Genomic DNA, 24767 nt, shown 5'->3' with positions numbered 1-24767 from the left:
AGGGGGTGAAAAAGTAGGTGACGGTTGTCGACGACTCGTACTGACTCGAGTCACCTGATACCACACCGTGCCACCCGTGGCGTTCGTCAGGTCGGCTCCTCCACGACGAGGGTCGCCCCACACGCCGGACAGACGAGCCCGGATTCCGCTCCCGTCGGAACCCGCATATGGTCGTGACCACAGTCGGAACACGCGACGTCCCGGTCCCCGAGGACTGGAATCCGCGAGATCCGGATGTCGTTCGTCTCGCGGGGTGCACCGAGCGCGAGCGCCACGACCGGCTCGTCCCCGTCGTTGGCACCCGTCTGGAACTCACCGGGTCCGAATCGGACCGCCTCGTCCTCGCCGACGACGACCTCGCCATCCTCGGTCTCGAACGTCGCTTCCCCCTCGAGGACGACGAACACCTCCTCCTGATCCACGTGGGCGTGGACCGAGCCGCTGAACCGTTCGCCGGGCTCGAGTACGTAGCGAGTGATCGCGACGTCCGACGTGTTCAACGGTTCGGACAGCGGCCGTCGGTCTGAGTGGTACTCGTCTGCCGGCTCCGGCGGAACGCCGTCGATCGAAACCTTCCGCATGCTCGCCCGTTCGGCTGTTCGAAACAAAAAGCCCCGCTCGTGCGGGTGGCTCTACTGGAACTGCTCGATCAGCGCCGGGACGACGTCGAAGAGTCCAGTCCCACCTTTTTTCCGTTCGGGTTCGCTCTATCGCGGCGCGAGCGCCGCGCGTCGCTCACCACTCACGCAAAAAAGCTGTCTGGCGAGACACGGAGTGTCTCGCTGACCGTCGTCTCGCGACGCTCGACGAGAGACCAAAAACGGCCGCACTCGCTTCGCTCGTGCGGGTCGCTCTACTGGAACTGCTCGATCAGCGCCGGGACGACGTCGAAGAGGTCGTCGTGGATGGCGTAGTCGGCGATGTCCATGATCGGGGCGTTCGGATCGGTGTTGATCGCGACGATCGTCTCGGAGCCTTTCATGCCGGCGACGTGCTGGACGGCGCCGGAGATGCCGACGGCGATGTAGACTTCGGGGGTGACGACCTTGCCGGACTGGCCGACCTGGCGGTTCGGCGGCAGCCAGCCTGCGTCGACGATCGGTCGCGACGAGGAGAGCGTCGCGCCCATCGCGTCGGCGAGCTCTTCGACCAGCTCGAGGTTCTCCTCGTCTTCGATGCCACGGCCGACGGAGACGAGGACTTCGGCGTCGGCGATGTCGACGTCGCCGCCGGCGACCTCCTCGAAGCCGGTGACGGTCGAGCCGACGGCGGCCTCGTCGATCGCGGCGTCGAACGCCTCGATCGCGGCGTCGCCGGTGCCCTCGGCGGGCGGCCACTCGGCCTCGCGGATCGTCACGACGGCGCCGTCGGCGGCGTCGACCTCGACGGTCGTCTCGACTTTGCCACCGTACATCTCGCGGGTCGCTTCGAGGGTGTCACCGTCGACGGCGACGCCGACGACGTCGGTCACCAGCGGGCGGTCGAGCTGGGTGGCGACCGCGGGGGCGTAGTCGAGCCCGTTGACGCTGTTGGGCGCGAGGACGAACCCTGGCTCGAGTGCGTCGACGAGCTGGGAGATGGCCTGGGTGTAGACGTCGTGGTTGAACTCCTCGCCGTGGGAAACGGTGTGGACGGCGTCGACGCCCTCGCGGTTGAGTTTCTCGGCGTACTCCTCGACGGGGCCACTGATCACCGCGAGGTGGAGCTCGCCGCCGGCGGCGTCGGCGAGTTCGCGACCCGCAGAGACGAGTTCGTAGCTGACGTCGCGCAGTTCGCCGCGGCGGTGGTCGGCAACCGCGAGCACGTCGGTCATTGTGCCACCCCCTTGTCGCGAAGCAGGTCAGCGAGTTGCCCGGCGGTATCGCTGGCGTCGCCCTCGAAGATCGTCACGTCGGTTTCGGTCTCGGGCTCGTACATGTCGGTGAGCGTCAGTTCGGCGGCGACGTCGTCGTCCTCGAGGCCGAGGTCGGCGAGCGTCTTCGCGGCGAGCTCCTTGCGCTGGGCCTGGCGGATGCCCCGGAGGCTGGCGTAGCGGGGCTCGTTGATCCCCGTCTGGATCGAGAGGACGGCCGGCAGCTCGACGTCGGTGAGCTCCTCGACGCCGCCCTCGAGTTCGCGGTGGACCGAGGCGACACCGGCGTCGGCGTCGAGCTCGAGCTCGTTGACGACGGCGGCCCACTGGACGCCGAGGTCGGCAGCCAGCGCGACGCCCGTCGCCCCGAAGCTGTCGTCACCCGTCTGGACGCCCGTCAGCACGAGGTCGGGCTCTTCCTCGGCGACGACCGCCTCGAGGATCGCCGTCTTCGCGCCGACGTCGAGTAAGTCGACGTCGGCGAGAGCGTCGTCCCACACCCGGATGGCGCGGTCGGCGCCCTTCGCGAGCGCCTGGCGGATGGTCTGTTCGGCGTCTTCGGGGCCGATGGTGACGGTGACGACCTCGTCGGCGACGCCGTCTTCTGTCAGCTGGACGGCCTCCTCGAGGGCGTACTCGTCCCACTCGTTCAGGTCCGCCCCCAGGAACCGGTCGTCGATCTCGGTCCCGGCGATCTCGAACTCGTCGTCGACGGTCGCGACCTCCTTGACCGTTACGAGAACTTTCATAATCGACCAGTGTGGGCCCGCCATCGTAAACGTTTTCGAAACGGCTGTACCTGCCCGACCAGTTGTCGAACCTTCGTCGGGATTTCGTCCCCGTCGTCTTCTCGAGACGCAAGCGGTTTAACGGCGCCACGAGTAGTGTACCGTATGCCAAATTGTCCACTCGCGGACGAGTGCCCGAGTTTTTCCGAGCGCATTGCCGGGATGGGTTGTCAACACTATGGCGACCGGGGTGGCAAGGAGTGGTGCAATCATTACAGTCAGCCGATTCAGGACCTGAAGACCCAGCCGGTCAAAGCCGGCGAAGAGGTTATCATCGACGTCGAGGACATCCACGAGAGCGGGGCCGGCGTCGGCCGCACCGAAGACGGATTCATCGTGATGGTCGACGGCGTCCTTCCCGAAGCCCGCGCCCGCGTCGAGATCACGCGGGTTCACAGCAACCACGCCCGGGCGGAGGAACTCGAGCGCTTGCCGATGGACCCCGAGGACGACGCTGACGACGAGGAGGAACCGGCCGACGCGGACCGGCGGCGCGGGCGTGAACGCCTCGGGAGCCGCGAGAACTTCTGGGGCTCCTGATCCCGCCGTCCGCGAGCGGGCCACACCACGAGCAGCAGCAATCGCACTCTTCCGTGGGTCGACGACCGTGAGCCGCGCGGATCAGGCCGACAGATGAGCGATGGTGGACGCGAGCCGCAAGGCTCATAGCGGCCGTCTTCGAGCCATCGGGTATGGCCGAATTCATCGTCTCTGCAGTCTTCCAGATCGCGCACCTGGTGTTCGCCGCGATCTGGGCCGGAAGCGTGTTCTACGTCGCACTCGTCGTCCTGCCACTTGCCCGGGACGGAACGTTCAACTCGACGAAGCCGCTCGAGGGTATATCCAGCAAGCTCACCACCATCTCGCGAGTGAGCGCGGTCGTGCTCTTCGTGACCGGCGGTCACATGGCCGGTACGCGCTACACGATCGGTGACAACGGTGGCGCCGACCTCTTTGCGTCGACGAACGGCCAACTCGTTCTCGTGATGCTCGCGCTCTGGCTCGTCATGGCTGCGCTGGTCGAGGTCGGGGCCAAGCGACTCGAGTCCGGACTCACCGGGAAGAAGCTCCGCGAGCCGGCCCGGGATGCGCTCCCGCTGTTTCGGGCTGCGGCCGTCGCCGGCGTCGTCCTGTTCGTCGTCGCGGGACTGATCACGACGGGACTGGCAACGCGGTACGTTTGAATCTCACGAGGGGGAGACCGTTCTCGAGGAGGGACACTCCGTCGAAAGATACTTAGTCAATTGCTGTAAGGTGAACGCATGGCCATCAGGGGGAAAGACCTGGCGCTGTCGGTGCTCGCAGTCGGCACGGCTGCGGTCGTGGGCTACCTCCTCCAGGGACGGAGCACGCGACAGCGCGGCGGACGGGTCAAAGCCGATGTCGGCGCACGAATCGTGACGGACGTCCCCGAAGACGCCACCGTCGTTGATGTCTCCTCTCGACAACTCAGGGAGTTACCCCTCGCTGACACGGTTATCCAGCGTGCGCTCAGCGACGACGCCCGCGAGGAGTGGGCGAACGCCACGCTCGAGCACGACCACGCCTGGGAGGTCGTCGACGCGCTTCGTCACTTGCTGCCGTACTACGAGGGCAATGGATCGACGTACAACGGCGTGTACGTCCGCTGTGATGATCGCATCGTCGTCCTCGACGCGATCGGCTGGGCGCGCATCGAGGAACCAGTCAGCTAACTGTACCGACGTCGAATCGAACTCGCCCGTCTTCGTAGTCTATATTCGATCAGTTTGACCGCGAGTTCTCCCGGCATCTGCCGACCGGTGACTTTTTTATTGGACCCACCAACACCGGAGACGCGAAGAAACGCTGACCAACAGCATCACAGTTTTGCTATGCATGCCACATTCGGTATGCTTTTACGTAGGTACTCCGAACCATCGAGTATGTCGACCACAGCGACGTCGGCCGTCGGGCAGGCCGAGCTCGCCGTTCTCAAGTTGCTCGCCATCGAGGGCGGACTCTCGGGTGATCTCAAAATCTCCTGTTCGGCGCTCGCCGACCAGCTCGACGCGTCGAACCAGACCGCCTCGCGCCGCCTCCAGCGCCTCGAGAGCGCGACGCTCCTCGAGCGCGATACGGTCAGCGACGGACAGTGGGTGGCCATCACCGACGCGGGCGAACGTGCGCTCCGCGCCGAGTACGAGGACTACCGCCGAATCTTCGAGGACGGGTCGGAGATCGAACTCGAAGGGACGGTCACCGGCGGGATGGGCGAGGGCCGACACTACATCTCGCTTCCCGGCTACAACCGCCAGTTCGAGGATCGCCTCGGCTACGAACCCTACCCGGGGACGCTCAACGTCGACCTGCTCGAGGAGAGCGTCCGCCGTCGGAGCGCCGTTTCCTCGCTCGAGCCGGTGCCGATCGACGGCTGGGAGGACGATGAACGGACCTACGGCCCGGCCGTCTGCTACCCGGCGACGCTCGAGACAGCCGACGGCGAGTGCTACGAGGGTGCACACACGATCGAGCCCGAACGCACCCACCACGACGACGACAAACTCGAGGTCATCGCACCGGCGAAACTCCGGGACGAACTCGACCTCAGCGACGACGACCACCTCACCATCTATGTCGGAGATCACTGATATGACCGGCCGATCCACCGGCGTCTCGGCGTTCGACCGCGCGCTCGACTCGCTCGCCGCCGGCGAACCGATTCTCGTCCACGACGCAGCCGACCGCGAGGGTGAGACGGATCTCATCTACCACGCGGATGCTGTCGTTCCCGAGGCCGTCACTCGGCTGCGAAACGACGCGGGCGGGCTGATCTGCGTCGCCCTCGGCCACGACGTCGCCGACGCGTTCGACCTCCCCTTTTTCACCGAGGCCGTCGATCACCCCGCGACGGACGGTCACGACCTCGGCTACGACGAACGCTCCTCGTTCTCGTTCACCGTCAACCACCGCGACACCTACACGGGAATCACCGACAACGACCGCTCGCTGACCATCCGCGCGCTGGCCGACGCCGCCGCGACCCCCGGCTCGACCGCGTTCGACGAGGAGTTTCGCGTTCCCGGCCACGTCCACGTCCTCAAGGGCGCGCCGAAGCTGCTCGCCCAGCGCGAAGGCCACACCGAACTCGCCCTCGCCCTCGCCGACGCCGCCGAATTGCCACCCGCCGTCGTCGTCTGTGAGATGCTCGACGACGAAACCGGCGAGGCGCTCACCCCTGGCGCAGCCCGGTCCTACGCCAACCGACACGACCTCACCTACCTCGAGGGCGCGACCGTCCTCGAGCGGCTGGGGTAGTGGCCCCCGACGTCGAGCTCCGACCGGCAGAACGGGGCGACCGCGAGTACGTCGAGTCGACCCTCGAGCGCTGTGGGCTGCCGACGGCAGACCTCGAGACGGCCCTCGAGCACCTGTTCGTCTGTTCGGCCGACGGTCGTCGAATCGGCGTCGGCGGCCTGGAGCCCTGTGCGGAGTACGCGCTCCTTCGGTCGGTCGCCGTCGAGCCGTCGGCGCGAGGGGAGGGCTACGGGACGGCGATCACCGAACGGTTGCTCGAGCACGCACGCGAGGACGGCTTCTCGACGACGTACCTGCTGACGACGACGGCCGCGGACTTTTTCGCCGACCGCGGGTTCGAGCCGGTCGATCGAGCCGCCGTTCCCGAGCCGGTCTGCCGTACCGAGGAGTTCACCGACATCTGCCCGTCGACGGCCATGTGTATGCGTCACGACCTCGAGTGATCGCCGCGTCCGGTCGTCCGGTCGGCCGCCGCCGGATCCTCCCGCACTCGCCGTTCGAGAACGAGAGTGCGAGGAGCCGTACCAATCGAGAACGTTCATTACGGAGGCATCCGTCACGCTGCGTATGAGCTTCGACGAGATGGACGTCGACACGATCTGGATGGATGGCGAGTTCGTCGACTGGGACGACGCGCAGATCCACGTGCTCACCCACGGACTTCACTACGGCACCGGGATCTTCGAGGGGGCGCGGTGTTACGACACCGAGGAGGGGCCGGCGATCTTCCGCTGGGACGAACACGTCGAGCGTCTCTTCCAGTCCGCAAAGCCCTACGAGATGGAGATCGACCACGAGCCCGAGGAACTCACCGAGGCGACGGCCGAACTCATCCGCCGCCAGGAGCTTCCCTCCTGTTACATCCGGCCGATCGTCTTCTACGGCTACGACAGCCTGGGAATCAGCCCGGGTGGCTGTCCCACTCGAACCGCCATCGCCGTCTGGCCCTGGGGGAGCTACCTCGGCGAGGACGCCTTAGAGAACGGCATCGACGTGATGGTTTCGTCCTGGCGAAAGCACGCCTCGAGCCAGATCCCGACGAACGCGAAGACGACGGGGCTGTACGTCAACAGCTTACTGGCCGGCGAGGAAGCCCGCCGGCACGGCTACGCGGAGGCGATCGTCCTCAACAAGGAGGGCAACGTCGCCGAGGGACCGGGTGAGAACCTCTTCCTGGTGCGAGACGACGAGCTCTACACGCCTGGGCTCTCGGAGTCGATCCTCGACGGGATCACCCGCGACACGGCCATCACGCTCGCGCGCGACCTCGGATACACCGTCCACGACAACGTCTCGATCTCTCGCGGTGAGCTCAACACCGCCGACGAGCTCTTTTTCACCGGCTCCGCAGCGGAAGTGACGCCGATCCGTAAGGTCGACAACGTCGTCATCGGCGACGGGTCGCGTGGCCCGGTCACCGAAGAGATCCAGTCGACGTTCTTCGAAGTCGTCGAGCGTCGCACCGACGAGTACGACGAGTGGTTCACCTACGTCTGAGCCGCTCTCACGCCACCGAACCGAGTTCTGCGATCTGTTCGTAATACCACGGAGTTATCTCTCCCTGTCGACAACGAAGAGCGATGGCAACGGAGGCGACGACTCGAGAGCGCGGTACGGTCGGGGCGTTCGTGCGACAGCTGGGACCGACGTGGCTCGCCGGCGCGATCGCGGCGGGGCCGGCGACGATGGTGAGCCTGCTGATCGCCGGCGCGAGCTTTGGCTACGCGCTGTTGTGGGTCGTCGTGTGCTCGGCGGTTCTCGGCACCGTCGGACAGTACCTCGCGACCCGGCTCGGGCTGCTCACCGAGGCGGGGATCGTGACCGTCGTCGACGAGCATCTGGGCTCGTTCTGGGCGTGGGTGCTCGTGATCGACGTCGTGCTCGCCGCAGGGTTAGCCCAGCTGGTGATCATGAAGACGCTGGCGGAGGTCAGCGCAGCGATCGTCGGGGACCTGGGAATCGCCGTCCTGGCTGACCCACGGATCTGGGGCGTCGCCTGGGCGGTCGTCCTCGCCGTCGGGCTGGCCGGCGGCGGCTACCGCGTCGCCGAACTCGGGGCGAAGGTGCTCGTCTCGCTCGTGGTCCTCACGTTCGTCGTCGCAGCCGTCGTCGTCCCGATCGATCCTGCGCAAGCGGCGACCGGTCTCGTTCCGCAGATCCCGGCGGGCGTCGGCGGCGCGCTCGTCGCTGCCGGCGTGCTCGGCGGCGCCGTCCACGTCACGCTCCTGACGATGCAGAGCTACACGATGCGCGCTCGAGGGTGGACCCGCCGCGACGCCGACGCCGCGACGTTCGACGTCGTGAGCTCGATGCTCGTCGCCTTCGGGCTCTACAGCCTCGCGATCTTCCTCGTGGCGGCGACCGTCTTACCGGCACTCGGTGTCGACCCGGGAACGATCGATCAGATCGGGGCCGCCGAGGCGCTCGGCCCCGTCGCCGGCGAGTACGCGACGTGGCTGTTCCTCGCCGGACTGCTCGGGGCGGCCGTCTCGACGCTCGGCGGGAACACGCTGGTCCCGCCGTACCTCCTCGCGGACAAACTCGGCTGGGAGCGCTCGGTCGAAGACCACCGGTACCGCACGTTGCTCGCTGCCGTGGCCCTGCTGTCGGCCGTCGGGCCGTTCCTCGGGGGTGCGTTCTTCCAGCTGCTCGTGCTCGTGCTCGCGTTCGGACTCGTCGGCACGCCCTTCGCACTCGCCGTGATTCTGGTCCTCCTGAACGATCCCGACGCGGTTCCCGAGACGAACGGCCGGGTGGCGAACGCCGGCGGCCTCGTGCTGTTGCTCGTCGCGACCGTCGTCGCCGCCGAGTTCGTTCGCGACGAACTCGCGACCGTCACCGAACCGCTGTCGGCGTTCGTGGTGGCGTTCGCCGCCGCGATGGTACTGGCGATCGTCGGCCTCGCCGGAACCTATTATAGTAGCCACTGAACGTCAGTGCACACCTGCTCGCGACTCAGCGGCCAGCACTGGCCGTTCCGCTGCGAGCAGTGTGTAACCCGTTTCAGTTGTTACTGCGTGTAACCCGTTTCAGTTGTCACTCTACCTCAGAACGACCGTGCTGGTGCGGTGAGCAGCGCCACCAGCGGTATCACGGTGAGAGAGAATCGTCGGTACCTCGTCGAGAACGAGCGAGCGGTCACGCCACGCAGTGAACGCAACTCGCTTGAGCCATCCCTCGATTCGCCGATGCTCGGGCAGGAAATTCCGGCCGGATCGAGGTCAGCCGAAGAACGCACCACCCATCGAGCCGGGTGCAGGCGGCTCGTCGTCGGTGTCGTCGTCCGCTTCGTCCTCGAGTTCTTCCTGTTCTTCGAGGTACTCCGCGAGTTCGACCGCGTAGATGGCGATCACCATCCGCGTCTCGTCGTCCTGCATCGCGAACGCCTGGACGACGTACGACGGCACTTGCGACGAGTCCAGCATGGATTCGGCGTACGATGCGATCTCTCGGAGCTCCTCCGCGGAGTGCTCCTGGAACCGTTCGACGATGAACGAGGGCACGCCATCGTCGGGTGCGGGTGGGACAGTCACACCAGTTGAATGGCGTAACCATTAGAAATACTTTACTGGTTTCCTGATACGATTTCGGTCAATTCGAGGCGATCGTCGTCAAAAAATGATATTCTGTTCACAAATACCGCGTGTACGTTTACGGTTTCGATCGTCGGTAGCCGGCGTTTATACCGTGGTTCGTGGTACTGCCAACTGGTGCCGTGAATGGTATCAACTAACACACTCGAGCGGATGTACGAGGAGATGGTGACGGCACGCCACTACGAGGAACGACTCCAGGAGGAGTACCTCGAGGGGAAACAACCGGCCTTCGACATCTCAGCGGGGCCGATTCCCGGCGAGTTGCACCTCGCAGCGGGCCACGAGGCGTCGGGGGCGGGCGTCTGTGCTCACCTCAGAGACGACGATACGGTAACGGCGCCCCACCGACCACACCACGTCGCGATCTCGAAGGGCGTCGACCTGAAACGAATGACTGCGGAGATATTCGGCCGGCAGACGGGCCTCTCGAAGGGAAAGGGCGGTCACATGCACCTCTACGATCCCGACGTGAACTTCGCCTGCAGCGGGATCATCGCCCAGGGCTGCCCGCCGGCGGTCGGCGCGGCGATGGCCGCGAAGAAACGAAACACCGACGCCGTGGCCGTCGCCTTCCTCGGCGAGGGGGCGGTCAGCCAGGGGGCATTCCTCGAATCGCTCAACCTCGCCGCCGTGCAGAACCTGCCCGTCGTGTTCGTCATCGAGGACAACGACTGGGCGATCAGCATGCCCAAAGAACGCGTGACCGACGTCGAAGACGCCTCGCAGCGAGCCGACGGCTTCGAGGTACACGGCGAACGCGTCGACGTCGACGACGCCGTCGCCGTCTACGAGGCCGCAGGGGAGGCGATCGGGCGCGCCCGCGACGGCAACGGGCCGACGGTGCTCGAGGTACAGCTCCATCGCCGGATGGGCCACTTCATGGGCGACCCCGAAGCGTATCGCCCGGACGAGGACGTCGAGGCGGCCCACGAGCGCGACTCGATCGAGCGGATGGAGCGTCACCTCGAGGACCACGGGCTCGGAGACGAGGACCTCGAGGAGATCCGCGAACGCGCCCACGAGCGCGTCGAGGAGGCCATCGAGTGGGCGAAAGACCAGCCCCAGCCCGATCCCGAGGAGGCCTACGAGGACGTTTTCACGGACGAACTCGAGGGCTGGCCCGAGCGTCCGGATAAGGAACTGGCCGCGGCCGACGGAGGTGAGGAGTGATGGCGCAGGCTGACGTCCCCGACCCCGAAACGATCGACCGTGAACTGACGATGAGCCGGGGGATGGTCGAGGCCATCGCCCACGAACTGCGCGAGAGCGAGGACGTCTTCGTGATGGGGGAGGACGTCGCCGACTACGGTGGCATCTTCGACTCCACGCAGGGGCTGCTCGAGGACTTCGGCCACGATCGAATCATGGACGTCCCTATCTCGGAGACTGGATTCATCGGCGCGGGTGTCGGCGCGGCCATGCAGGGGATGCGTCCCATCGTCGAGTTGATGTTCGCCGACTTCTTCGGCGTCGCGATGGATCAAATCTACAACAACATGGCGAAGAACGCCTACATGTCCGGGGGCTCGGTCTCGGTCCCGATGGTGTTCATGACGGCCGTCGGCGGCACGTACAACGACGCCGCCCAGCACTCCCAGACCCTGTACGGGACCTTCGCTCACCTGCCGGGCATGAAGGTCGTCGTTCCCTCCACCGCATACGACGCCAAGGGGCTGATGCACGCCGCGATCCGGGACGACGACCCCGTCGTCTACATGTTCCACAAACGGCTGATGGGCCTGGCGTGGATGCCCGCCCCCGACGGGCCCAAAACCGGCGTCCCCGAGGAGGACTACGAGATCGAGTTCGGCGAGGCCGACGTCAAACGCGAGGGCGACGACGTGACGATCGTCACTCTCGGGCTGCACGTCCATCGCGCGCTCGAGGCCGCCGCCGACCTCGCAGAAGACGGCATCGACGCGGAGGTGATCGACCTCCGGACGCTCGTTCCGCTCGATACGGAGACGGTGCTCGAGTCGGTCCGAAAGACGGGGAAACTCGTGGTCGTCGACGAAGACTACCACTCTTACGGCGTCAGCGGGGAACTCGTCGCGCGGGCCACGGAGGGAGCGCTCGACGAGCTCGAGGCCGTTCGTCGGGTAACGATGCCGGACGTGCCGATCCCGTACGCCCGCCCGCTCGAGAACGAAGTGCTGCCCGACGCCGGAGACGTCGAGGCCGCGGTTCGCTCGATACACGAATGAGCGACGTGATCGAGGTCGACGCGGCGACCGCCTGGCCCGAGGACGCCGAGGACGTCGACGAGGGCGTCATCGCGACGTGGTTTGCTCGAGAAGGCGGGACCGTCGAGGAGGGCGAGACGATCTGTGAGATCCAGGTCGAGAAGGTGAGCGTCGACGTGCCCGCGCCGGCGTCGGGGACGCTCACCGAGATCGTGGTCGGCGAGAACGAGGAGTTCCATCGCGACGACGTGCTCGGACGGATCGAACCCGACTGAGCCCGTCTCCGGATGACCGATCGTTCGGGCTCGAGTGCGCGCCGTATCGAGGTGGCGGTCGCTGCCGACGAACGGAGCGTTCGCGACACTTTTCGAGGTCGTGACGTGCCGAAAAACGGAATGCAGCCGACGGGGAGTTCTACGACAGGTTTTCGATGTTGGCGACGACTTCCTCGGCGAACTCGCTCGTGGCGAGCTTCTCGGCGTCTTCGAGCTGACGTTCGAGGTCGTAGGTAACCTTGCCCGAAGAGATGGTCTCCTCAACGGCGTCGCGGACGAGGTCGGCGGCGTCGTTCCAGCCCATGTACTCGAGCATCATGCGACCGGAGAGGATCATGGCGGTCGGGTTGACCTTGTCCTGGCCCTCGTATTTGGGTGCCGAACCGTGAACGGGTTCTGCGAGCATGCGGCCCTCACCGAAGTTGCCACCGGGTGCGATGCCGAGCCCACCGATCTGGGCACCACAGGCGTCGGACATGTAGTCGCCGTTTAAGTTCATCGTCGCGACGACGTCGTACTCGTCGGTACGGGTGAGAATCTGCTGGAGCATGTTGTCGGCGATCCGGTCGTTGACGACCACCGCGTCCTCGGGCATCTCGCCGTCGCGCTCCTCCCAGAGGGTGTCCTCGGTGATGACCTCGTCACCGTACTCCTCGTCTGCGACCTCGTAGCCCCAGTCGCGGAACTGCCCCTCGGTGAACTTCATGATGTTGCCCTTGTGGACAAGGGTGACGGAGTCGCGGTCGTTCTCGAGGGCGTAGTCGATGGCTTCCCGAACCAGGCGCTTCGTCCCGAACTCCGTGATCGGCTTGACGCCGATGCCGACGGGGCCGTCGTGGATGACGCCCGTTGCGCCCATCTCCTCTTCGACGAACTCCTTGACCTGCTCGACTTCGTCGGTGCCGGCTTCCCACTCGATGCCGGCGTAGACGTCCTCCGTGTTCTCACGGAAGGTGACCATGTCCATCTTCTCCGGCTCCTTGACCGGTGACGGGACACCGTCGAGGTGGTAGGTGGGTCGGACGTTCGCGTAGAGGTCGAGCAGCTTGCGCAGGCCGACGTTGAGCGAGCGAAAGCCCGCGCCGACGGGCGTCGTCAGCGGGCCCTTGATCGCGACGCGGTGTTCTTTGATCGCCTCGACGGTCTCGTCGGGCAGGTTCTCGTCGTATTTCTCGCGGGCGGACTCGCCGGCGTAGACGCGCATCCAGTGGATCTCGCGACCGGTGGCCTCGGCGGCAGCCTCGAGCACCTTCTGGGCGGCCGGACCGACGTCGCTTCCGACGCCGTCACCGTAGATGATCGGGATGATCGGGTTGTCGGGCACCTCGAGTTCGGTGTCAGACCCCTCCTTGAGCGTGATCTTCTCTCCGTCCTCGGGAACCTCGATTTTGTCGTAGCTCATCTCGTTCCTAACCTTCTCATACGCTCGCTAAAAGGGCTGCCATTTGGGTTTGCATCGGAAAATATTACGATCGACCCTCGAGTATGGGGGATTTAGACCTAACAGTTGTGGTTTTCTGGACGCGACTGCTCGGCGTCGACGCAGTCGTCGTTACCAGTCGTCGACGATCAGCGCCACGCCGACTGCGATCGTGACCACTCCCAGCGCGATCAGCAGCGGCCCGACGCCGGCCGGCGACCACTCCACTTGCAGGTCGAGCCAGACGAGGACGAACGCCGTGACGCCGACGACCAGGAGGCTCGTTCCCACGTCGATCGGCTCCCGTCGATCTGCAAGCGCGAGTTTGCCGACGGCGATGATCACCATCAGACAACAGAAGACGGCGAGCAGCGCGACGGGCGTCATCGTCGGCGGTACTCGAGCACGCGTCGTAAGTGTAGGGGTTCGTGGTCGTTCGGCCGCGGCGATCGGCCGTCGTCCGGAATCGGGACGATTATCCCGGCCCGCACGCAGGTCCGGCGTATGCACGTCATCGTTCACGGCGGTGCCGGCGGCGAGCCGGAGGAGCCGGATGCACGACAGGCTGTCCTCGAGGAGTCCGCCGAAGCCGGCGTCGACGCGGAGACGCCGCTTTCGGCCGTCGAAGCAGCAGTTCGAGTGCTCGAGTCCTCGCCCCGGTTCAACGCGGGCGTCGGCGGCGCCGTCCAGAGCGACGGCGTCGTTCGAACCGACGCGGGTATCATGACCGACGACCGTCGAGTCGGCGCGGTCTGTTCGATGCCGGGCGTCGAGCACGCCGTCAGCGTCGCCCGCGTCGTCCTCGAAGAGACGCCCCACACCTTCGTCGCCGGCGAGCACGCCGTTTCGCTCGCCGAGGACTACGGCGTCGAGACCGAGGTCGACCTCTGGACCGAGCGGACGCGCGAGCGCTGGGCGGAACTCGAGGCGCCCGAAGGGGGGTCGCGAGCTCAGCTCGAGTGGATTCAGGCCCGGTTCGGCCAGCGAGATCAGTTCGGGGAGGAGACGCCGGGAATCGACGACGAACACGATCACGACACGGTCGGCGCGGTCGCCTTCGACGGCGAACGGCTCGCCGCGGCGACCTCCACGGGTGGCCGCTGGCTCGCCCTCGCCGGCCGCGTCGGTGACGTCCCGCAGATCGGGTCGGGATACTACTGTTCGCCTGCCGGCGGCGCGAGCGCGACGGGAGCCGGCGAGGACATCGCGCGCGTCACGCTCTCCCGGCGCGTCGTCCGTCACCTCGAGCGCGGGCTCGACGCCCAGGGGGCGACGGAACTCGCGATCGAGGAGTTCGGCGAACTCACGGGTTCGTCGGCCGGCGTTATCGCGATCGACGCGAGCGGCTCCCTCGGATCGGCGTACAACAGCGACGCGATGCAGACCGCTCGCGCCCGTCGGTAACGCCGTTTCGGCCGGGCACGGCGGGGCCGCCACCTACCTGATTTCGACGTTCGTCGTAGGGAGAGTTTATTATCGTCGAAACCATCGTGACGGCTGATGCTTAGACCACCGCAGTACGCGTCCCGGTCGTGTCCGAACTGTGATTCGACGCTCTCGAACGTACAGGGCGTCGACACCTGTTCGGAGTGTGCCTGGATCGACCGCGGCGGCGACTCGACGTAGGACGGTTCTTGTGCGAACAGTTACAGTAGCCACTGAAAGTCATTGCACACCTGCTCGCGATCAAGCGGCCAGAACTGGCAGAGTAAGCCAGTTCTGGCCGCACTACCGCGAGCAGTGTGTAAACCGTTTCAGTTGTTACTGTAGAGTAGCCACTGAACTGCAGTGCACGTCCGATCACGAACGGCCGCGGTCAGCCTCGGTCTCGTTGCCGAGGCTGGCCGCTCGACTGTGATCAGGCGGAAATCGTTCCGACGACCACTCCAGCGACGACCGTTCGCTCGAGGTCGACGGTTTCACCCTGCGAACGGTGTGGCTTCTCTCGGCGGCCTGGAGAGTGACCGTGCCGTCTTCACCGTTTCCAGTACGTCGGCGGCGACAGACGTTCTCGGACGCCTCGACGGGAGGCACCGACGTCGAGCTCGCCGATGGGGTCTCCGTCTACCGTCTCTACCCGGCGCACTTTGCCCGTAGCAGGCACGAGCCCGAGTGCGTCGTCCAACACGTCTTCCGCCGCCGACGGTGCCGTCCGAACGATCGTCGCTACCTCTCCGGTCGGCCGCTCGAACTCGACGATCGCCGTGTGTCCGTCACTGTCGTGGGTCATCTTCGATCACCCCTCGCCCGACCGCGCCGTCTTCGAATCGGTCGGCCCGTAGCCGCGGATGATGTGATAGTGTGTCTCATTGTTCCTCGAGCGGTGGGCTGTTCTACGGTAAACGGCCAGTCGTCACACACGCCGTACCACCTCCCCCACAGCGTGTGCGTTCGCGAGTGTAATAACAACTCGCTAACCCGAACGTACGTTCCCAGTTACCTGAAAGTAACTTAGATTGGCTTTCCTCATAGGTGAGTTTAGAGTAAGCTAGTAGGTTACCCATACATCACATGATATACATCATAATTCGATCGGATAAACTCTTCAATGGGGCGATAAGTAAACGGTGCCCCTGCTCGAGGTGCACAGCCGTGTCAGATATTGGTATCGTACTCCCTGTCCAGGGGCAGCGAACGCGAAATCGGTCTGGATGACAACCTTACGAACGAACACTAACGATGAACGATAGACGAACGTTACAACGGCGAACGGTTCTCGGGGCACTCGCAGCGACTGGTGTCGGAACACTGGCGGGTGTCGGGAGCACAAGCGCCAGAAACGGCGACGTACAGAAAGCGGTAGCAGCCCAAAGCGACGATCACGTCGCCGACTATGCGAACCGTGTCGGTCGTGTCATGACCGACGGGTTAGACGATGCCTTCGACGATTGGAGCGACGGCGACATCACTACTGCAGAACTCGATGACGTCATCGACGCGTGGAACGAAGGAACCCGCGTCGTAGACAAAGAGGTCATCGAACTATCGGACGACGTCACGGAGGATACGACGTGGGAGGCACATCCGCCTGAGGCAACCGGTGACGACCCCGTCGTCTACAAGGTTACCAGTACTATCCACGTAGAGGCGACGCTGACGATCAAACCGAACGTCAGAATCGAGTTCGAACAGGGTACGCGTCTCGATTTCAACGAGGGAAGCACCTGCCTTATCGAGGGAACGGAAAGCGAACCGGTCCTGCTCACGTCCACGAGGGCCTATCGTGGCTGGTGGGATGGCGTCTATATGAACACCGACGACCTCGAGAACTCAATCGAACACACGACGATCGAGTACGGTGGTGGCGAAGGGACGTCCACTATTCGAAATTATCCGCTCCGGAGTAATCTCGACCTCTCGAGCAAGGGTGGGTCGTACGGCGAACCAAGTTCGGTCACGCTTTCGAACTGTACGTTGCGACGGAGTGGAGGCCACGGTATGTGGATGGGTTCGGGTGCCGAACTGAGAGGAGACAGCGGCGGGAGCACGTACGAATACAACGCCGAAGGGCCGGTCCGCACGCGATCGACGCAGATCCACATGTTGTCGGCAGATTCCTCCTTCCAGAACAACGACGAGGAGTTCGCACGCGTCTACGCCACGAGTCTCGACGATGGGATGGGTGAGGACTCGATCACGTGGTCGGCCATCGACGTTCCCTACCGGATGGACGGCAAGACGTCCGTCGAAGACGTGACGGTAACGATCGATCCCGGCGCGACGTTCGAGTTCACAACTCGAGTTCGAGGAAGGCTGCGGCATGCGCGTCGAGGGTACCGAGGAGGATCCAATCCTGTTCACCGGCACCGAGGAGACGCGCGGCTGGTGGGACGGGATCTACGTCCAGACCGTCGACCTGAACAACGTCCTGTCCCACGCCGTCATCGAGTACGCCGGCAACGACCTCGACGGCGGCCTCGAAATCGCGACCAAGACCGGGGCTGCCGCCGACGACGCCGAACTCGAGCTCTCGAACTGCACGATCCGGGAGAGCGCAGGCCACGGACTCGTCCTCGGTCGGAACGCCACACTGTTCGACGGATCGGGCGAGAATACCTACACCGATAACGACGACAGCCCAGTCTGGACGCGCTCGAGCCGGATACACATGCTCTCTGACACTTCGAGCTACACGGGCAACGGCGACGAGTACGTGTTCGTGGAGGCGCGGGACGGCGAAGACATTAGCGATAGTCGCACCGAAGAGGACGCAATCAGCTGGGACGCTATCGAGGTACCGTACCGAATGGACGGCCACACAGAGATCCACGACGTCGAACTGACCGTCGACCCCGGCGCGTACTTCGAGTTCACGCAGGACTCGATGCTCGAGTTCCAGGAGGAGTCCGCGGTGATCATGCGGGGTGTCATCGATGGTGGAGACGGCCGAGACGAACAGGTAGAGGAGATAACGTTCACTGGCACCGAGGAGACGCGCGGCTGGTGGAACGGCCTCTACATCCAGACCACCGCGGCCGACAACGTGCTGGAGCACGTGATCGTCGAGTACGGTGGCGCGACCGACGAAGACAGCGCGAACGTTAGAGTTGCGACCCGGACCGGATCGGCCGGTGGCTCCGGTGAACTCGAACTCACGGGCTGTACGTTACGCGAAAGCGACGGACACGGCCTCGTGCTCGGTCGGGACGCCGAGCTACGGGACGAATCCAGAGCGAACACGTACACCGCCAACACGTCCGGACCGGTCAAGGCACGGTCGGACAACGTCCACACGCTGGATTGGTCGTCGGATTTCACCGGCAACGACGACGATACCGTGCTGGTCGAGGGGAAGACCCGGGAAACCGACGGCGACGTTTACTGGGCGGATCTGGGCGTCCCTTACCGACTCGACGGAGGGACGTCGTCGTTCGAGATGAACGGCGAGTTCGAAATTGCACCGGGGACCGACGTCGAATTCGAGCAAGAGGCGAGGCTACGGATCGGCGACGACAACGCCGAGACCGACATCAGGTTCGTCGGCACCGAAGACGACCCGATCACGTTCACTGCCACTGAGGCCGGTCGGGACGCGGGAATACGGGGCTGGTGGGACGGAATTAACGTTCGTTCCACGAGCATGCTGAACCAGATCCACCACGCGACAATCGAGTACGGCGGTCGGGACCTCGAGGGTAACGTCGACGTCGCGACTGGCGCCACTCACGACGGTGCGCTCGACCTCAGGGACTGTACCATCCGTGAAAGCGGCGCAGCAGGCGTTGCCGTTGGCGGAAACGAAGAAATCAACGGCGACGTCTGTGCAGTAAACGAATTCGAGAACAACGACGGAGTTGATTGTGATGTCTGACACTGTTACCCTTTCAATTGGCCATATGAGCCGAGTAGTTCAAGAGACGGAAGTCGCCTTCGGCGAGAGTACCACCGTCGAGGTCGCCGTCGAAACCGAGGACGAACTCGGCGAGATGGAACTCGTCCGTATCGACGAGCAGTTCTCGCCGGCGTTTGCCGACGTCGAAGTGCTCGACTTCTCGCCCGGTGGTGGGAACACCGACGCCGGCCCTGACAACGACGAACTCATCGCCGTCTGGAACGAGGATGCAGAAACGTACTCGGTTACCTACGAGGTGACGCTGCCAACGGATGCCGACGCCGGGTCGACGTTCGATCTCACCGGCACGATCGAGGTCGGCGACCAGGAGCAGTCCCTTCCGAGCGGGACGATCACAGGTGCAATACCGGAGGAGACGAGCCTCGAACTCCGGCCGGCCGACGCCACGGCCACGACCGACGACGAGGCCACGCTCGAGGTCGTCGTGATCGCGCCAGACGAGGGCGTCAGCGCCTTCGACGTCGAGATCGATCTCGATCCCATCGACGTCGCCGAGTTCGTCGACTACGAGCTAATCAACGCCGCAGCAACCGACGACAGCGAGATCGCCGCCGACGGCTCCTCGGTGAGCCTCGACGTCGACCTCGCCGAGGATCACGACCCGGACTTCGGCGTGGTCGTCGCCGAACTCGTCCTCGAGACCGCCAACGCCAGCGGGACGACCGACCTCACCGTCGACGATGCCACCGTCACCGATACGAACGGCGCGGACTACGACCTCGAGACGCTCGAGGGGGCGACCCTGACCGTCCAGGACAATCCGCTGTGTGCCTACACCGAGGCCGACGGCACCGTCAGCACGAACGGCCTTCGGGACGCCATCGACGCCTGGCGAGGCGGTGAGATCGACACTAACTTGCTCCGGGATGCCATCGACGCCTGGCGCAGCGGTGATCCAGTCGACGGCTGCTGAGCAATCGCCGCTGAACTCTCGGCCACGACGTAGCCTCAAGAACGCTGTCTACGATCTTTTCACGCCACGTCTCTCGCCCGGGCCGGACGTTCCGTTCTCACAGCACCAATTTGTCGGGGGCCGGGATCGACGGTTGCCGAGCTCAGACCTCGAGTTCCTCGAGCTGACGCCGTGCTTCGACGTACGCCTCGTCTGACTCGAGGCGCTCGGTCGGGTAAATCGACTCGAGGAGTGCTAGCCGTTCTGCAAGGGCTGTGCGTTCGCGTTTCTCGGCGGGTTCACCCTGGCGATTCAGTTGTTCGTCGATCGCTTCGAGGATCGACTCGCGGACGGTCGGTTTCCGGAGGACGTCGTCGCAGTCGAGCTCGAGCAGGTCGACGCCAGGGCGGTCGCCGACGAGCGCGATCGTCCGATACTCTGAGCCGACGATTTCGGAGAGTTCGTAGGGATCGACGCCGGGGAGCCCCTCGTCGAAGAGCACGACGTCGACGGCGTCGTCGAGGGAGTCCTCGAGTTCGTCGCCGTCGTGTACTCGGGAAACCGTGTACCGATCGGTCAGCCACTCGCTGTACATCCCGGTGATTCGCCGATCGGCGTCGGCGAGCAGAACGGTCGGGGTCGTCGATTCGAGGTGGCGGGTTCCCCAGACGGCGAGCGCTTCGAAGATCGGCTCCATGTCGCGACCAGCTTCCGTGAGCTGGTACTCGACCCGGAGTGGTGAGTCGCTCACGACGGTTCGTTTGACCAGCCCGGCGTCGGAAAGCGCCTCGAGCGTTCCCGAAAGTACCTTGCCGGAGACGTCCGGGATCGCTTCGAGGAGTTCGTTGAATCCCATCGGCCCGTGGCGGGTGAGAACGGCAACGACGACGGGGTGCCACTTCTTCGAGAGCAGAGAAAAGACGCTGAGCGCAACACGTTGTCCTTTTGATACGTCGGTATTGTGGCTGATCATGGCGCTCGTTTCCGGTGGAACCATATAACTGTTGAGCACACATACAGGCAACACTATCCGAGATGCTCTCATGTTCACACAGTTCAGCGACGCTCAGTCCACGGGTACGCTCGGAGGGGGTACCTCGACTGGATCGAGTCGGTTGGTCGTCGTCCCACGGGTCGAGGTGAGCGAGTAATGACTACCGAAGGAACCGACGTGGAACTGCTGCTCGTCGAGGACAACCACGACGACGCACGGTACGTCGAACGACTGATTCACGAGCACCGGCTCGCCCGCAACGTCGACGGGGGGACGGGACCGATCGAGATCACCGAAATCGATCACGTCGACCGGCTCACTGACTCCCTTGAACGGGTCCGCACGAACCCGCCGGACGTCGTCCTCCTCGACCTCATGTTGCCGGACAGTCAGGGACTCGAGACGATCGATCGGATGGTCGAACACGCACCGGGCGTCCCGATCGTCGTGTTGACCGGACAGAACGAGACCGACGTCGGCGTCGAGGCGATCCAGCGTGGCGCACAGGATTATCTCGCCAAGGGGACCGCCACGAGCGAACTGCTCTTGCGAACGCTCCGGTACGCCATCGAGCGCGCACGCAACCAGCGTGAACTCGTCGATCGAAACCACCGGCTCGCACTGCTGAACCGAATCGTGAGACAGGACATTCGCAACGACGTGAGCATGATCGTCGGACTCGGCGATCAGCTCCGAGATCGGGTTGACCCGGACGACGAGGCGACGGTCGAGATGGTCCTGGAGGCGGCCCAACACGTCGTCGAACTCACGGACACGGCGGCGGAGGTGATGGACGTGCTTTCGACCGACGACGTCGACCGCGAGCCGTGTGATCTCTACGCCAGTCTCGATGCGGCGGTAACCCGACTCCGGCGGGAACACGACGTCGAGCTCACCGTCGACCGACACGATTCCGGTGACGATCCAGTGATCGTCTACGCCTCGCCGATGCTCGGCTCGGTGTTCGACCACCTCCTCACGAACACCGTCGACCACTCAGATCGATCTACGCCAGCGGTGACGGTGAGCGTCGAGGCGACGAGCGAACGATCGACGGTGGAGATCGCAGACGACGGCGTGGGCATCTCTGACGCCCAAAAACAACTCCTCGTTGACCCCGACGCTCGCTTCGACGATCGATCGGGAATGGGAGTCGGCCTGTATCTGGTGACGACGCTGATCGAGGCGTTCGAAGGAACGCTCGAGATCGACGACAACTACCCGAGCGGAACGATCGTCTCAGTGACGCTCGATCGAGTCCACGGCGCCTGACTCGATCCGACACCTCGATCCACCGTTCGTCGGCTACGGGGAACGCCACCGGAACGTCTCAGTCTGGCGTTCAGTTTCGAGCCCGACCGCACGTCCACCGAAGGAGTGGGACTGAATCGCTCGAGACCGCCCCCCTTCGAGTGAGCGTATGACAATCATATGTCTGTTTTAAGTACATTCATTACTGTATAACCGAAACTCGACACAGAGTCGATCGGACCGGCTTCGACGGGATCCAGCATGGCCTGGCAACACACGATCTACGCCTACCCGATACTGTTTGTAACGGCGATTTCGCTCTTGCTCGCCGCCCACGCGATCGGCTACAGTCGTCGGCACGAACGCGCACCGACGCTCTACGTGTTCGCTGCGATGAACGTCGCGATCGCAATCTGGACCGGGTTCTCGGCGATCAAACTGTTGAGCACTGATCCGGCAGTACAGTTTCACGCGTACCGACTGCTCTATCTCGGCAGTTCGTCCGTCGGGCCGCTGTTGCTCCTGTTCGCGCTCGCGTATACCGATCGAACCCGGTGGCTTCGCCGCCACGTCGTCGTCGGCGTCTTCGTCGTTCCGGTCGTGTTCTGGATCCTCCTCTGTACTAACCCGTACGACGTGGTGATCGTCGAGACGCGAATCGTCGAGGTCGACGGACTCGTGATCATGCGTGCGACGACCGGCCCTGCACGCGTGGCGTTCAGCTTCGTCTACGCAGGGGTGATCGCCGTTCTCACGCTGGGCATCGTCCTGTCAGAAGCCCATCGCCGGGGTCGATCGTACCTGCCACAGGCGTCCCTGCTGGGGCTCGCCATCGTGACGCCGATGGCCGTGAGTTTTCTCACCGCAGCCGGCGTCCACCCGTTCGATCTCGACGGCGTGAACTTCGTGCCGGTCTCGACGGCAGTCTCCTCGGCTGCACTGGGATTCGCGACGTTCAGGTATCGGCTGCTCGACCTCCAGCCGATCGCACACCGGACGGTCGTCGATCACTCCCCCGACGGCGTTCTGGTTCTCGATTCCAACGGGCGGATCGTGCACGCGAACGAGACCGCTCACTCGCTGCTCGGCGAGAACGCGCCGACCGTCGGTGATCCGCTGGAGTCCGTTCACCCGGCGTTAGACGTGGCGCCCGGATCGGACGTGACGGTCGAACTGTCGGCAGACGCAGGTGACACCACCTTCCTCGACGTCCGCTCACAGCCGTTGCAACGACGCGGCCAAGCGGTCGGCTCGGTCGTCGTCCTCAGAGACGTCACCGAGCGACTCCGACGCGAACGCGAACTCGAGGCGTTCACGGGCGTGATCTCACACGATCTCCGAGAGCCACTGCGGACGACAGAGCGGTACCTGGCGTTGCTCGAGGACAGTTCAGCATCGTCTCTCGACGAAGAATCGCTGGCGTTGCTGGCTGTCGCACGCGAGAACAATCAGCGAATGCAAGCGATGATCACGGAGCTGCTCCGGTACACCCGGATCGGCGCCACGGACGTGGAGTTCGGCCCGGTCGACTGCGATCGGCTGATCTCGGACGTCCTCGAGGTGTTGCGGTTCGAGATCGAAGACCGCGACGCGACCATCGACGTCGACACCCTCCCGGCGGTCCACGGCGTCGACCACCTGCTCCGTCGCCTGTTCCAGAACCTGCTGGTGAACGCGCTCAGACACGCCGATAGCGAGGCGCCGACGGTTCGCGTCGCCGCCACTCGAGAGGGCGACTTCTGGCGCTTTTCGGTTCGTGACGACGGCGTCGGTATCGAGCCCGCAGACCTCGAGTACGTCTTCGAGCTGTTCACTCGCGGCTCCGGGTCCGACCCCGATTCGGGCACTGGAATGGGGCTCGCGATCTGTCAGAAGATCGTCGAGCGCCACGGCGGGACGATCGACATCGAGTCGACGCCGGGCGTCGGCACGGAGGTGACGTTCACGCTCCCCGTCACGCAGCGAGTTCCACGCCCCGAAGACCGAGCGCAGACCGCGTCTCGAGCCGACGAACGGCGCCACGTGCCGGAGAAACTCCACTGATCGGGTTCGTGTACAGCCCGCAGCAGGCGTCGACGTCGGTCTCCGGACTGGCAGTCTCGTTTCACGACGGAATTCGCAGCCTCTGGCTACGTGTCCGTGGGGAGTACCGTCTCCGACGGCCGCTCGAGCGACCCGGAGCGGCATCGGTCTCCCACGGCCCCGATCCAGCAGCCGTTGACCGTCAGTGCACCCCCGGTCACGAATGTCGGCCGCCAGGCTCGGCAACGAGGTCGAGACTGGCCGCCTGGCTGTGACCGAGCGTAAGTCGCTTCGACGAGCACGGGAGAAGCCCGCGTTCGCTCACCTGACGATCATCACTGGCGTCGGCGCTCGCTTGACGACAGTCTCGGCGACGCTCCCCAGCAGGAACCGGTTCGTCCCGGTTCGGCAGTTGCTTCCCATCACGATCCGATCGACGTCGTGTGTCTCGGCGTACTCGACGATGACGTCCTCGGGGTCGCCGAACTCGAGGACGGTCTCGACGGTCCGGTCGCGTTCGGCGGCCTTCTCGCGGGCCTCCTCGAAGACCGCTTTCGCCTTCGTTTCCGCCTTCTCGTGCCACTCGCGCCAGTATTCCGGCGAGACCGACCCCGGCGGCGAGCCGTCGTGGAAGGTCGGCCGCATGACGTCGATGAGGCCGAGACCTGACCCGATCGGATCTGCGACGTGCAGGACGACGACCTCGGCGTCCGGATAGTCGGCCAGCGCCGTCTCGAGCGCCTTCGTCGAGAGTGGCGATCCCTCCGTCGGGACGAGTATCGTCTGCGTCATACGATTCGGTTCGAGCCCCGCGATGAAGTAGCCTACCCCGCGTAAACGGTCGGGGCCCTGGCTGAGAGCGTCC

Annotated in this window: 26 protein-coding genes; 17 read left to right on the top strand and 9 right to left on the bottom strand. The window is 64.7% G+C overall.

Translation table 11 applies throughout. The annotated features are described in order from the left end of the window. Nucleotides 1–86: 86 nt before the first annotated feature. The 3 genes from NMQ09_RS04980 to NMQ09_RS04970 all read right to left on the bottom strand — a co-directional run bounded on the left by NMQ09_RS04980 (nucleotide 87) and on the right by NMQ09_RS04970 (nucleotide 2601). The gene (locus NMQ09_RS04980; RefSeq protein WP_255193341.1) at nucleotides 87–581 is read right to left on the bottom strand and encodes a cupin domain-containing protein; all 495 of its coding nucleotides are present in this window, start codon (nucleotides 579–581) and stop codon (nucleotides 87–89) included. A gap of 272 nt (nucleotides 582–853) precedes the next feature. Beyond that, nucleotides 854–1813, bottom strand: a complete 960-nt coding sequence (locus NMQ09_RS04975; RefSeq protein ID WP_255193340.1) for an electron transfer flavoprotein subunit alpha/FixB family protein — start codon at nucleotides 1811–1813, stop codon at nucleotides 854–856. Then, complete coding sequence (locus tag NMQ09_RS04970; protein WP_255193339.1) at nucleotides 1810–2601, bottom strand: electron transfer flavoprotein subunit beta/FixA family protein; 792 nt, start codon at nucleotides 2599–2601, stop codon at nucleotides 1810–1812. The genes NMQ09_RS04975 and NMQ09_RS04970 overlap by 4 nt, the downstream gene beginning before the upstream one ends. Before the next feature lie 144 nt (nucleotides 2602–2745). Here NMQ09_RS04970 and NMQ09_RS04965 point away from each other — a divergent pair, with 144 nt between their 5' ends. The 8 genes from NMQ09_RS04965 to NMQ09_RS04930 all read left to right on the top strand — a co-directional run bounded on the left by NMQ09_RS04965 (nucleotide 2746) and on the right by NMQ09_RS04930 (nucleotide 8846). Next, nucleotides 2746–3180 carry a TRAM domain-containing protein gene (locus tag NMQ09_RS04965; RefSeq protein WP_255193338.1) on the top strand — a complete coding sequence of 145 codons (435 nt, stop codon included), beginning with the start codon at nucleotides 2746–2748 and terminating at the stop codon, nucleotides 3178–3180. A gap of 152 nt (nucleotides 3181–3332) precedes the next feature. Next, nucleotides 3333–3824: a CopD family protein gene (locus NMQ09_RS04960; protein ID WP_255193337.1), complete on the top strand. Its 492-nt coding sequence runs from the start codon at nucleotides 3333–3335 to the stop codon at nucleotides 3822–3824. Between the two features lie 78 nt (nucleotides 3825–3902). Then, nucleotides 3903–4334 carry a hypothetical protein gene (locus tag NMQ09_RS04955; RefSeq protein ID WP_255193336.1) on the top strand — a complete coding sequence of 144 codons (432 nt, stop codon included), beginning with the start codon at nucleotides 3903–3905 and terminating at the stop codon, nucleotides 4332–4334. Between the two features lie 210 nt (nucleotides 4335–4544). Then, nucleotides 4545–5249, top strand: a complete 705-nt coding sequence (locus tag NMQ09_RS04950; protein WP_255193335.1) for a CTP-dependent riboflavin kinase — start codon at nucleotides 4545–4547, stop codon at nucleotides 5247–5249. Further along, on the top strand, nucleotides 5233–5916 hold the full coding sequence (ribB, locus tag NMQ09_RS04945) for a 3,4-dihydroxy-2-butanone-4-phosphate synthase (protein WP_425607258.1): 684 nt from the start codon (nucleotides 5233–5235) through the stop codon (nucleotides 5914–5916). Before NMQ09_RS04950 ends, ribB begins: the two co-directional genes overlap by 17 nt. Beyond that, nucleotides 5916–6359 (top strand): arsenic resistance N-acetyltransferase ArsN2, encoded by a 444-nt coding sequence (arsN2, locus tag NMQ09_RS04940; protein WP_255193333.1) that lies wholly within the window; start codon nucleotides 5916–5918, stop codon nucleotides 6357–6359. The genes ribB and arsN2 overlap by 1 nt, the downstream gene beginning before the upstream one ends. Before the next feature lie 124 nt (nucleotides 6360–6483). Beyond that, nucleotides 6484–7413, top strand: coding sequence for a branched-chain amino acid transaminase (locus NMQ09_RS04935; RefSeq protein WP_255193332.1), 930 nt, complete (start codon nucleotides 6484–6486; stop codon nucleotides 7411–7413). Between the two features lie 83 nt (nucleotides 7414–7496). Then, nucleotides 7497–8846, top strand: coding sequence for an NRAMP family divalent metal transporter (locus tag NMQ09_RS04930; protein ID WP_255193331.1), 1350 nt, complete (start codon nucleotides 7497–7499; stop codon nucleotides 8844–8846). A 291-nt stretch (nucleotides 8847–9137) separates the two neighbouring features. On the opposite strand, the gene NMQ09_RS04925 is transcribed toward NMQ09_RS04930, so the two are convergent. Beyond that, nucleotides 9138–9449 carry a hypothetical protein gene (locus NMQ09_RS04925; RefSeq protein ID WP_255193330.1) on the bottom strand — a complete coding sequence of 104 codons (312 nt, stop codon included), beginning with the start codon at nucleotides 9447–9449 and terminating at the stop codon, nucleotides 9138–9140. A gap of 213 nt (nucleotides 9450–9662) precedes the next feature. On the opposite strand from NMQ09_RS04925, the gene NMQ09_RS04920 reads away from it, so the two are divergent. From NMQ09_RS04920 to NMQ09_RS04910, 3 genes are read left to right on the top strand one after another with little or no spacing between them, the layout of a single operon-like run. After that, on the top strand, nucleotides 9663–10682 hold the full coding sequence (locus tag NMQ09_RS04920) for a thiamine pyrophosphate-dependent dehydrogenase E1 component subunit alpha (protein ID WP_255194555.1): 1020 nt from the start codon (nucleotides 9663–9665) through the stop codon (nucleotides 10680–10682). After that, a complete protein-coding gene (locus NMQ09_RS04915; protein WP_255193329.1) occupies nucleotides 10682–11716 on the top strand; it encodes an alpha-ketoacid dehydrogenase subunit beta in 1035 nt (344 codons plus the stop codon). Before NMQ09_RS04920 ends, NMQ09_RS04915 begins: the two co-directional genes overlap by 1 nt. Continuing rightward, entirely contained in the window at nucleotides 11713–11970 is a 258-nt protein-coding gene (locus NMQ09_RS04910) for a lipoyl domain-containing protein (protein WP_255193328.1), read from the top strand. The genes NMQ09_RS04915 and NMQ09_RS04910 overlap by 4 nt, the downstream gene beginning before the upstream one ends. Before the next feature lie 139 nt (nucleotides 11971–12109). On the opposite strand, the gene icd is transcribed toward NMQ09_RS04910, so the two are convergent. Continuing rightward, complete coding sequence (gene icd / locus NMQ09_RS04905) at nucleotides 12110–13372, bottom strand: isocitrate dehydrogenase (NADP(+)) (RefSeq protein ID WP_255193327.1); 1263 nt, start codon at nucleotides 13370–13372, stop codon at nucleotides 12110–12112. 150 nt (nucleotides 13373–13522) lie between these two features. After that, on the bottom strand, nucleotides 13523–13777 hold the full coding sequence (locus NMQ09_RS04900; RefSeq protein ID WP_255193326.1) for a hypothetical protein: 255 nt from the start codon (nucleotides 13775–13777) through the stop codon (nucleotides 13523–13525). 117 nt (nucleotides 13778–13894) lie between these two features. Here NMQ09_RS04900 and NMQ09_RS04895 point away from each other — a divergent pair, with 117 nt between their 5' ends. Further along, entirely contained in the window at nucleotides 13895–14794 is a 900-nt protein-coding gene (locus NMQ09_RS04895) for an isoaspartyl peptidase/L-asparaginase (protein WP_255193325.1), read from the top strand. A gap of 96 nt (nucleotides 14795–14890) precedes the next feature. After that, a complete protein-coding gene (locus NMQ09_RS04890) occupies nucleotides 14891–15016 on the top strand; it encodes a hypothetical protein (protein ID WP_255193324.1) in 126 nt (41 codons plus the stop codon). A 349-nt stretch (nucleotides 15017–15365) separates the two neighbouring features. Here the strand turns inward: NMQ09_RS04890 and NMQ09_RS04885 are convergent, their stop codons facing one another. Next, nucleotides 15366–15620, bottom strand: a complete 255-nt coding sequence (locus NMQ09_RS04885; RefSeq protein ID WP_255193323.1) for a hypothetical protein — start codon at nucleotides 15618–15620, stop codon at nucleotides 15366–15368. Between the two features lie 1530 nt (nucleotides 15621–17150). On the opposite strand from NMQ09_RS04885, the gene NMQ09_RS04880 reads away from it, so the two are divergent. Both NMQ09_RS04880 and NMQ09_RS04875 read left to right on the top strand, forming a co-directional pair. Further along, nucleotides 17151–18701, top strand: coding sequence for a hypothetical protein (locus NMQ09_RS04880; protein WP_255193322.1), 1551 nt, complete (start codon nucleotides 17151–17153; stop codon nucleotides 18699–18701). 25 nt (nucleotides 18702–18726) lie between these two features. Continuing rightward, on the top strand, nucleotides 18727–19656 hold the full coding sequence (locus NMQ09_RS04875) for a hypothetical protein (protein ID WP_255193321.1): 930 nt from the start codon (nucleotides 18727–18729) through the stop codon (nucleotides 19654–19656). A gap of 142 nt (nucleotides 19657–19798) precedes the next feature. Here the strand turns inward: NMQ09_RS04875 and NMQ09_RS04870 are convergent, their stop codons facing one another. Then, on the bottom strand, nucleotides 19799–20608 hold the full coding sequence (locus tag NMQ09_RS04870; protein ID WP_255193320.1) for a winged helix-turn-helix transcriptional regulator: 810 nt from the start codon (nucleotides 20606–20608) through the stop codon (nucleotides 19799–19801). Nucleotides 20609–20785: 177 nt separating this feature from the next. On the opposite strand from NMQ09_RS04870, the gene NMQ09_RS04865 reads away from it, so the two are divergent. Together NMQ09_RS04865 and NMQ09_RS04860 are read left to right on the top strand one after the other, a co-directional pair. Next, nucleotides 20786–21901, top strand: coding sequence for a hybrid sensor histidine kinase/response regulator (locus tag NMQ09_RS04865; RefSeq protein WP_255193319.1), 1116 nt, complete (start codon nucleotides 20786–20788; stop codon nucleotides 21899–21901). Nucleotides 21902–22141: 240 nt separating this feature from the next. Then, nucleotides 22142–23923 carry a histidine kinase N-terminal 7TM domain-containing protein gene (locus NMQ09_RS04860; RefSeq protein WP_255193318.1) on the top strand — a complete coding sequence of 594 codons (1782 nt, stop codon included), beginning with the start codon at nucleotides 22142–22144 and terminating at the stop codon, nucleotides 23921–23923. Between the two features lie 300 nt (nucleotides 23924–24223). On the opposite strand, the gene NMQ09_RS04855 is transcribed toward NMQ09_RS04860, so the two are convergent. Then, complete coding sequence (locus NMQ09_RS04855) at nucleotides 24224–24694, bottom strand: universal stress protein (RefSeq protein ID WP_255193317.1); 471 nt, start codon at nucleotides 24692–24694, stop codon at nucleotides 24224–24226. Nucleotides 24695–24767: the final 73 nt, after the last annotated feature.

The sequence above is a fragment of the Natronobeatus ordinarius genome (genome assembly GCF_024362485.1).
Classification (GTDB): Archaea; Halobacteriota; Halobacteria; order Halobacteriales; family Natrialbaceae; genus Natronobeatus; species Natronobeatus ordinarius.
The sequence above is the reverse complement of the archived record's forward strand: the minus strand, read 5'-3'. Positions and strand labels throughout refer to the sequence as shown.